1 protein-coding gene and 2 pseudogenes are annotated in these 2,161 nt (G+C 57.7%); all 3 read right to left on the bottom strand.

Annotation, left to right across the window (positions count from 1 at the left end; genetic code table 11):
• Positions 1-695, bottom strand: a 695-nt coding sequence (locus ACFFNA_RS33020; protein WP_514132025.1) for a calcium-binding protein, incomplete at its 3' end; no start/stop codon positions are given.
• Between the two features lie 36 nt (positions 696-731).
• Positions 732-785: pseudogene (locus ACFFNA_RS33015) on the bottom strand (hypothetical protein); the annotation flags it as partial.
• Positions 786-1,636: 851 nt separating this feature from the next.
• Positions 1,637-2,161 (bottom strand): annotated as a pseudogene (locus ACFFNA_RS33010) (calcium-binding protein); the annotation flags it as partial.

Raw genomic sequence — 2,161 nt, 5'->3', positions numbered from 1 at the left:
CCGTTGATGGAAGCCCCGCTGCGCAGTTGCAGGTTCTCCAGCTCCTGACCGGAGAGGTTGAAGGAGACATAGGCCTGCACATTGTCGGTGCCCTGGCCGTTCGCTTCGATGACATGGTCGCCGGCATTGTCGACATAGTAGGTGTCGTTGCCGATGCCGCCCTGCATGATGTCGGCGCCAATGCGGCCGTCGATGACGTTGGCGGCATTATTTCCTATGACAGTATCGGCATGTGCGCTGCCGATTACGTTTTCGATTGTTGTCGAGAACGCGAGGCCCAGATTTCGCTCCCATTCATAGGCCGGGGTGCTCGGATCTGTCAGGGTGCTTCGAATAAAGTCTGCAAAGCCATATTGCGCGGTGAGGTCAGCAATCTGATCCTCGACATTGTAGTAGTCGAGGTCCGAATAGGCGCCGGGGCGCAAATCGACGGTCGAGCCTCGGGAAAGCGCGGACAGGTCTACGGTATCCGTGCCGCCAGCATCGTAGATCGCCTGCCTGCCATTCAGGTCGCTGTCTGTAAAAGCATAAACGGTGTTGCCGGTGGCAGTGGTCGGATCTGCCCCGTAATGATCCTGAATCGCCATGATATCGAGCACCATTGGCGTAAAGGACGACGTTCCCTCGACGCTATAAGAGATGCCGCCCCCGCTGTCTGACCAAGTGAAGACATTGTCTTCCGACGTGTAGCTCATCACCGTGTAAGTTGTGCTGTCGTACGCCGCGGGCACAGTCGGCGCCTCGAAGGGGTGCTTCAGTCCCAGGGAATGCCCGGATTCGTGGATGAGAATCTGGAAATCAGAGGTATGCTGGGTGAAATTGGATGACTTGTAGCTCTCGCCGACCCAGATGTCGCCGTTTTCGGCAATTGTTGTGAAGCCGGGCGAGGGCGGGCCATAGGCATAGGCGGCTGTGCTTGAGCCCTGGCGCGCTGTGACGTCGGTGAGGCGACGCGGATTTGCCCGGGGGTTGTGTCCGATACCTCAGTTATCGAAGGCGCGATCAAAGCGTCCCAAAGAGACAAGACGGCCCGAAAATTCGCCGCCTGGGTGCCGTTGAAAGCTCCGGACTGAGCGTCGAAGGGCTCTCCCGACCCATAATCTGTCTCCCAGAGTGAACCGGCACCCGGAATTGAGTAAGTGATCGTCGGGCCGAACCACTTCGCACCGTCCTGGTCAACAAGCCCATTCCGAGCCTGTGCCACGGTTACATTTGTCAAAGTCATCGCGCCCCCCCCATGGTTGTTGGACGATAATATATCCGGCGACAATATGGATCATAGATTGCCCGAAAAAAAGTTGACGGGCGGCAAGGACCGTTCGCAGGTTTGCATCCTACGCCCGGTAACGTCGAGTTTCGAAGGCGCCGGATTGACGACGACTAGGCGATTGAACTGGAGTGCTCCGATGGTGTTCCGGTTGGCGATTGGGGAATAAATCGGGACAAACCAAAGCAATGTGTACCCACCGTCCGACAACGGTGTCCGCCTGGAGAAATTCCAGGAAAAGAGTGAAACGGTTTTCCCGGGAAAAGCGCATAGCGTTTTCCCTCAGGGAATTGCGTCAAACAAAGAGAAAGAGCGGTTCTGCGTTTCCGTGAAACGATGAACCGCTCCAACCGGCCTGAAAGCCTTCCTTCACACCACGACGAAATCGGCGTTGGTCAGCGCCAAATTGGCGGCGAGGGTGGCGAAGTGGGTGGAACTGCCCGCCGCATTGCCGTCGCTGTCATAGTAGAGCCAGCCGGTGCCGGTCTCGTAGATGATGTGATCGTTGCCGTCACCGGCAAGGCCGGTGGTGTTCTTGATGAACTGGTCGGCCGTCAGCGTGCCGTTGCCGCCAAGCGCTGCCAAGATCGCATTATCGACCTGGATGGTATCCTCGACCACGGAGAAGTCGGTGATGCGGTCGACATTAGTGGAGGCGTTCAGCGCCGTGGTGAAGACGAAACTGTCATGGCCGGTGCTGCCGCTCAGCGTGTCGTTGCCGAGGAGACCGTTGATGATGTTGTTGCCACTGTTGCCAGTGATGATGTTGGCGATGGAATTACCGGTGCCGTTGATGGAAGCCGCGCTGCGCAGCGCCAGGTTTTCCAGCTCCTGGCCGGAGAGGTTAAAGGAGACATAGGCCTGCACATTGTCGGTGCCCTGGCCGTTGAGCTC

Origin of the sequence: Mesorhizobium kowhaii (assembly GCF_042431665.1) — a bacterium.
Taxonomy (GTDB): Bacteria; Pseudomonadota; Alphaproteobacteria; order Rhizobiales; family Rhizobiaceae; genus Mesorhizobium; species Mesorhizobium kowhaii.
This window is presented reverse-complemented; position numbering and strand designations above follow the sequence as displayed.